General features: G+C 28.5%; 8 protein-coding genes and 1 tRNA gene. 5 read left to right on the top strand and 4 right to left on the bottom strand.

Translation table 11 applies throughout. The annotated features are described in order from the left end of the window. Positions 1 to 417: transposase (locus EC396_RS07250; protein ID WP_205757926.1), on the top strand; the 417-nt coding region annotated here is incomplete at its 5' end. 104 nt (positions 418 to 521) lie between these two features. On the opposite strand, the gene EC396_RS07245 is transcribed toward EC396_RS07250, so the two are convergent. Next, positions 522 to 594: transfer RNA gene (locus EC396_RS07245), tRNA-Gly, on the bottom strand. A 57-nt stretch (positions 595 to 651) separates the two neighbouring features. Then, positions 652 to 1077 (bottom strand): GNAT family N-acetyltransferase, encoded by a 426-nt coding sequence (locus EC396_RS07240; protein WP_129366042.1) that lies wholly within the window; start codon positions 1075 to 1077, stop codon positions 652 to 654. A gap of 34 nt (positions 1078 to 1111) precedes the next feature. Between EC396_RS07240 and EC396_RS07235 the strand changes: the two genes are divergently transcribed. From EC396_RS07235 to EC396_RS07225, 3 genes are all read left to right on the top strand, one after another. Continuing rightward, the gene (locus EC396_RS07235) at positions 1112 to 1636 is read left to right on the top strand and encodes a GNAT family N-acetyltransferase (protein ID WP_129366041.1); all 525 of its coding nucleotides are present in this window, start codon (positions 1112 to 1114) and stop codon (positions 1634 to 1636) included. Next, positions 1608 to 2045: a GNAT family N-acetyltransferase gene (locus tag EC396_RS07230; protein WP_240665654.1), complete on the top strand. Its 438-nt coding sequence runs from the start codon at positions 1608 to 1610 to the stop codon at positions 2043 to 2045. Before EC396_RS07235 ends, EC396_RS07230 begins: the two co-directional genes overlap by 29 nt. A gap of 144 nt (positions 2046 to 2189) precedes the next feature. Then, positions 2190 to 4283 carry a tetratricopeptide repeat protein gene (locus EC396_RS07225; RefSeq protein WP_129366040.1) on the top strand — a complete coding sequence of 698 codons (2094 nt, stop codon included), beginning with the start codon at positions 2190 to 2192 and terminating at the stop codon, positions 4281 to 4283. A gap of 28 nt (positions 4284 to 4311) precedes the next feature. On the opposite strand, the gene EC396_RS07220 is transcribed toward EC396_RS07225, so the two are convergent. Further along, entirely contained in the window at positions 4312 to 5454 is a 1143-nt protein-coding gene (locus tag EC396_RS07220) for an MFS transporter (RefSeq protein ID WP_129366039.1), read from the bottom strand. Positions 5455 to 5826: 372 nt separating this feature from the next. Here EC396_RS07220 and EC396_RS07215 point away from each other — a divergent pair, with 372 nt between their 5' ends. Further along, positions 5827 to 6018: a cold-shock protein gene (locus EC396_RS07215; protein ID WP_129366038.1), complete on the top strand. Its 192-nt coding sequence runs from the start codon at positions 5827 to 5829 to the stop codon at positions 6016 to 6018. Positions 6019 to 6084: 66 nt separating this feature from the next. Here EC396_RS07215 and EC396_RS07210 read toward each other — a convergent pair whose 3' ends face one another. Beyond that, positions 6085 to 7089, bottom strand: a complete 1005-nt coding sequence (locus EC396_RS07210; RefSeq protein ID WP_129366037.1) for an NAD(P)-dependent alcohol dehydrogenase — start codon at positions 7087 to 7089, stop codon at positions 6085 to 6087. Positions 7090 to 7214: the final 125 nt, after the last annotated feature.

Here is a 7214-nt window from a genome sequence, read left to right as displayed (position 1 = left end):
AAACTATATTACAACCAAGAGCAAGACCACTATATCTGTCCAATGGGTCAAACTATGAAAAAAATAGGTGAGCGAAAGAGAAAAACCAAATCAGGTTATGCACAAACCAGTAGTATATATAGCGCACAAAACTGTCAAGATTGTCAATTGCGAGGCGCTTGTTTTAAGGCAAAAGGAAATAGAATTGTAGAGCGGAATCACAAACTAGAGGCATACAAGGAAAAAGCAAGAAGGAATTTGCTTAGCGAAATAGGTGAACTAAAACGCAAACAGCGTACTGCCGATGTAGAACCTGTTTTTGCACACATAAAATCCAATCGAAATTTTAAACGATTTACCCATAAAGGAATAGAAAAAGCTGAATTAGAGTTCGGATTACACGCATTAGCGCATAATATAAGAAAGAAATGCGCCTAATAAATGGCAACTTCTTGCCAAAAATTAAAACCTCCTAAAATTATCGGTAGAAATTAAAAATAAAAAAAACCGCCCCAATTTAATTTTGAGACGGCTTCTTTTTGAGCGAGAGACCGGGCTCGAACCGGCGACAGTCAGCTTGGAAGGCTGAAGCTCTACCAACTGAGCTACTCTCGCATTGGTGGTGCAAATATACAATCCTTTTACAATTCTGCAAGTCTTTTTTTAAAAAAATTAAAAAATTTTTAAATAGTGAAATCCAAGCTTTTTATAACCCTCATTTTCATAAAAACGATGAGATGAAATGTTCTCAATATAGGTGTTTAACTCAGCTGCCTCATAACCAATATTTTGAGCGTAATTGTGTATCCAATTAAATAACTTTTTACCATATCCTTTATTTCTAAAAGCACTATTTATAATAACATGGTCTGGCTCAATAGTACTACCACAATAATGTCTGGTTAAAAACCAAAGTCCAGCAATACCAATTAATTCTTCATTTATATACATTCCAACGCATTTATAATGCTGCTTACTCATTTCTAAAACACGTTTTTTTAAAATACTTTCAGAAGTATAATTATTGAGTTGTTTTAACAATGGTATAATAGTTAAGATATTTTTAGTTGGAATTAATTTAATTTCAATAATTTCCATTTTAATAGTAATTTAGCATAAACCTAACAATAATATGAAAATAATCTTAGAAACAAAACGGTTGTATTTAAGAGAATTTATGTTAAATGATGGTTTTTATTTTTATCATTTAAATAAAGATCCAGAAGTTTTAAAATATACAGGAGATATTCCTTTTAATTCTGTTGAAGAAGCAACTCTTTTTATTAAAAATTATAGCGATTATAAAATAAATGGTTTTGGACGCTGGGCAGTTTGTTTAAAAAATTCTAATGATTTTATTGGTTGGTGTGGACTAAAAAAAGATTTAAAAACAAATGAAGTTGACTTAGGTTTTAGAATTTTTAAAAATCAATGGCAAAATGGTTATGCCACAGAGGCAGCATTAGCTTGTGTAAATTATGGGTTTTCAGAATTAAATTTAACAAAAATTATAGGACGTGCTTATGTTGTAAATAAGGCATCTATAAACGTTTTAGCAAAATGTAATTTCAATTTTAAAAAAAATATTATTTACCATCAACAACCTGCAGTTTTATATATTATTGAAAATGATACAAATAAAAAAAATATCAGCTGAAGAAACCTATCCAATACGTTTAGAGGTGTTAAGAAAAAATATTCCATTACCATATCAGTTTGATGGTGATTTTGACAATGACACTTTTCATTTAGGTGCTTTTAAAAATGAACAATTAATAGCTGTTTCTAGTTATATGAAAACCAGTAACAATTTATTTAAAGGAAATCAATTTCAATTAAGAGGTATGGCAACTTTAGAAGCATTTCAAGGTTTAGGAGCAGGTAAATTAATGATGGAAACAGCTTTTGAAATTTTAGTAAATTTAAAAATTGATTGTTTGTGGTGTAATGCCCGTACAAACGCAGTTCCTTTTTATAAAAAACTTGGAATGGCTATAAAAGGAAATTCATTTGATATTAAATATGTAGGTTTACATTATACAATGGCTAAAATGTTCATTTTTTGAAAAGTGAATTGTTTAAAATTTAGAAGTCTTTTAAAAATTAGAGGCTTATTTTAATAATTCACAAAATAATGGTAAATTTGTTAATCGTATTAGATTAATTATCAGTTGTTAGGTTAGTTATTTTTTGACCCCAAAAAGCATTTAATGAAAAATAATTTTATTTTTTTTATTTTTTTTATTTTATTTTTAAATATGAATGGACAGGAATCTGTTATTATTCAAAATTTAAAAAGTAAGTTACAATTTGAAAAAATTGATACAGTTAAAATTGATTTAAATCTAAAAATTTATAACGAGTACACCTTATCTAAAAATGATTCTTCGCATACTTATTTTAATAATGCCCTTGATTTAGCCAAAACAAATTTTTATAAACCACAATTGGCAAAAAAGTTATATGATTTAGGTATTAATTTTGAAAATAACTATAATTATGAATTTGCAATTAGTAATTTTCAAAAGTCAGTTTTAATTTATGAAGAATTAAAAGATGCATCAAATATTGCCAAAATTAACAATTACATTGGTTACTGTTATATTAATTTATATGCTGAAGATAAGGCTATTGAGTATTATTTGAAATCATTAAAAGGTTATAAAGAATTAAATGATGATGATGGTATTGCTATGAATTATAATGATATAGGAAACTTGTACTATGATCAGGGAAATTTTGATGATGCAAAAAAATATTTTCAAGATGCTTTAACAATTTATGAAAAATTAGAAGATAAAGAAGGTATTGCATCTAGTTATACAAATCTTGGAAATACCTTAGCCGATGGAAATGAAATAGATTTTGGTATTGATTATTTTAAACAATCTATTATTTTACAAGAAGAAATAAATGATTTAGAGGGTATTGCTACTAATTATAACAATTTAGGTGATTGCTATATTCAAAAGAAAAAATATAAAATAGCCCAAGAATATTTTGTTAAAGCATTAAAAATTGCTGAAGAATTAAAAGATGATGATTTATTAGCTATTGTATATTTAAATATGGCTGATGTCTATGGAAGGTGGAGTAATTATGATGACGTAATTTTAACAGCTCAAAAAAGTTTGTCAATTAGCCAGAAAACTGGAAAATTAGATTTACAATTAGATAATTTAATGTTACTAGCAAATGCTTACGAAGCAAAAGGTGACGCTAGTTTAGCATTGGATTATTTTAAAAAACACAACAAAATTAAAGATAGTATATTGGGTGCAGACAAAAGTAAGAGTGTGCAGCTATTTAATGCTTTAAATGAACTTGAAAAAACACATTATACCATAGACGAATTAGCTAATAAAAATGAAATTGCACAGTTGAAATATGAAACTGAAAAAAAAATATCCTATTTTTTAATAATTAGTATTGTTGTGTTTGGTTTCTTTTTAGTCTTAATATTTTATCAGCAAGCGGCTAAGAAAAAAGCATATAATTTGTTGGAGTTCAGAAATTATCAAATTAATAAAATGAATGCTGAAATTGAGCTTCAACGTGATGATTTAAAAAGCATGAACAAAACAAAAGATAAATTCTTTTCTATTATTGCACATGATTTAAAAAATCCATTCAATTCAATTCAAGGATTTACGGAGTTAATGATTGAAAATAATAAATCTTATGATGAAGAAAAACGTCTTAAGTTTTTAAAAATTATAAAAGACTCAACCAATAAAGCATCAATTTTATTAAACAATTTACTTATTTGGGCAAACTCTCAATCGGGTAACTTAACATTTACACCTCAAAAAATAGAACTTGTTAAACATGTAATGGATGTTGTTTCTTTTCTTGAAATTCAGGCAATTAAAAAAGAAATAGATATTTATAACAATATAGATCATAATTTATCTGTAAATGCTGATGTTAACATGTTGAATACTATTTTAAGAAATTTAATTTCTAATGCCATTAAGTTTACAAACGCTAAAGGTGAAATTAAAATTCTTTCAACAGTAAAAGATAAGATGGTTGAGATTTGTGTGAAAGATAATGGAGTGGGTATGACTGAGGAGGAAGTTGATAAATTATTTAGTATGGACGAAAAAAGTACAAATGTGGGAACAGCCAACGAAATGGGCTCAGGTTTGGGGCTTATTTTGTGCAAAGATTTTGTTGAAAAACATGGCGGTAAGATTATGGTGAGTAGTGTAAAAGGTCAGGGAAGTGAGTTTGTTTTTACAATTCCTTTATGGTCAGATGAACCTGAATATCTGATGGATTTGTCAAAATTAAAAGCCTAAAAAACATTTTGTAACTACTTAAAAATAATTATTGTTGTTGCTTTTGATATCTGAAAAAAAGCTGAGAAACAGGAATAAAAAGCAATCCTGAAATAACAAAAATATAAAAGGCATTTTTTAATCCAAATGCATGTGCAACATAGCCAACCAATGGAGGTCCAATTAGCATACCTAAAGTGGCATAAGTTGTTATAATTGAAATTGCCATGCCTGGAGAATATTTTTTTGATGTACCTGCCAACATAAATGTCATAGGAAATATAGCTGCAGTACCAAACCCAACCAAACAAAATCCGAAAAGTGCAGGATAAAAATAAGGAAATGTAATTGCAATTAATATACCTGCAGCAATAACTACAGCACTTAAAATATACGTTTTTTGCATGCCAATTAAATCCATTAATTTATCAGAATAAAATCTTGAAATTGCCATTGAAGCAATAAACAACAAATAACCATAGGTAAATACATCTTCTTTAATTACATCCTTAAAATAAACACCACTCCAATCAAACATTCCTCCTTCGCAAACTGCAGCAAAAAACACCAACATCCCTAAATATAAAATAAACGGATCTGGCTTTCCAAAAATTAATTTATTACCAAAAGTAGATTTATCATTTTTTAAAGTAAATCTAAAAGCTATCAATGAAATTATGATGGTAAATAAAGCTATTATCAATAAATGTATGTGTAAAGTAATGTTTTCTTTTACCATAATGGTCGAAAAGCCCACACCTAACAATCCGCCAGTACTCCAAAGTCCGTGAAAAGATCCCACTATTTTTTTTGAATATTTTTTTTGAAGGGTAATAGATTGTGTATTCATTGCAATGTTTAAAATGCGTGAATTAAATGAAAATAAACACAATGAAGCAACTAATAAAAAAGGAGTAGTTGCAAATCCTATGCAGGTTAAAGCAATTGTAAAAAAGAAAATAGATACAATTAATGGAAATCTGCTGTCAAATTTTGAGACTAACCAACCTGAAAATGGCAATCCAATAAGGGAACTTATTGGCATTGCCAATAAAACAGAACCTAATTCAGCTTCGTTAAAATTAAAAAAATCTTTAATAGTTGGTATACGAGAAGCCCAAGTAGCAAAACACAAGCCCGATAAAAAGAAATAGGTACTTAATGCAATGCGTTGTTTTGTAATTAATTCCATTTTATAACTACCCTTATTAAGTGATTTTTATTTTTCGCAAAAGTAACAAAGTATTTAAAGGTCTAGGCTATTGATTGTTGAATTTTTATTTTTTGATATTTTAGATGGTTTTATAATGAATTTTAAAAAAATTATTATTTAAATAAATCAATAAAGCGCTTTTAGGATCTTAATTTTGTGTTTTTAACAAAGTTAATGTTAAAATGATTGGTTAATTCAATAATTTGAACTTTAAAAATATTAAAATATATAAAAGTAATAGCGCCTTGTTATATTAAAATGTAGAAAATATTTAAATAAGTGACTATAAATTATGTATTTACATTAATATGTTTTAAGTTTGCAACTTATATAATATAATAAATTTTTAACATGAGTAAAGGAACAGTAAAATTCTTCAACGAAACTAAAGGATTTGGTTTTATCAAAGAAGATGGTTCAAACAGCGAACATTTCGTACACATTTCAGGATTAATCGATGAAATCCGTGAAGGTGATGAAGTTGAATTTGAATTGAAAGAAGGAAAAAAAGGAATGAACGCAGTTAACGTAAAAGTGATCTAAGTAAATACATAACTTTTGAATGTATAAGCCTATCAATATTGATAGGCTTTTTTTATGTCATTGATTTTAAGCTTTTAGTACAATTCTGTATCGTGCTTTTCCACTTTCTAAATGAGCCAATGCTTCATTTACTTTTTCTAAAGGATATTCTTCAATAGTAGGATAAATATTGTGTCTTACACAAAAATCGAGCATTGTACGTGTAAGCGCAGGGCTACCTAAAGGACTTCCAGCAACCGATTTTTCTCCACCAATTAAGGTAAATGCAGGTATGGCCATAGGCTCTAAAACTGCTCCTACATTGTGAAATCTTCCTTTTGGAGCTAAAACACCTAAATAGGCATTCCAATCTAAAGTAACATTGGTTGTGTTTAATATAAAGTTTAATTTTCCTGCAATACTTGTTAATTCAGCAGGATTAGTAGAATCAATAACTTTTGAAGCTCCCATCGCTAAAATTTCTTCTTTTTTAGACGGATTAGAGCTAAATGCAATAACTTCGCATCCCCAATGTTTTAAAAATTTAAGTGCCATATGTCCTAAACCACCTATACCAATTACACCAACAGTGTCTGTTGGTTTTACATTTGCCAAAATAATTGGGTTAAAAACCGTAATACCACCGCAAAGTAATGGTCCTGCTTTTTGTAGGTCTATACTTTTTGGAAGTGGAATAGCCCAAGACCAATGTCCGCGAACATAATCTGCAAAGCCACCATGCCTTCCAACAATTGTTTGTTCTGAAGAATCGCAAAGATGGTGACTACCATCCATACATTGGTTGCAGTGCATACACGATCCTGAAAACCATCCAAGTCCTACCAAATCTCCTTTTTTTAAGTTTTTCACATCACTTCCAACGGCAACCACTTCGCCAACAATTTCATGACCTGGTACAAAAGGGTATTGTGTCATTCCCCATTCATTATTTAACATGCTAAGATCTGAGTGGCAAATACCACAATAATGAACCTTGATATCTACTTGCTCACTTCCTAAATTGGTCAATTCATATTGAAAAGGTGTCAATTTTTCACCAGCTTTTTGAGCTGCAAAGGCATTTACTTTCATAATTTAATTTTTTAGTTAGTAATTTTATTGAATCTATAATTGGAGTATTTATATTGCAATAACAGTTCTAAATTAATGATTTTTAGTAAGATACTTAAAATCAATTAGAACTAATTTTTATTTCA

Source organism: Lutibacter sp. HS1-25, from assembly GCF_004121075.1.
Taxonomy (GTDB): Bacteria; Bacteroidota; Bacteroidia; order Flavobacteriales; family Flavobacteriaceae; genus Lutibacter.
Note: the sequence above shows the minus strand (reverse complement) of the source record. Positions and strands in the feature narration are given on the sequence as shown.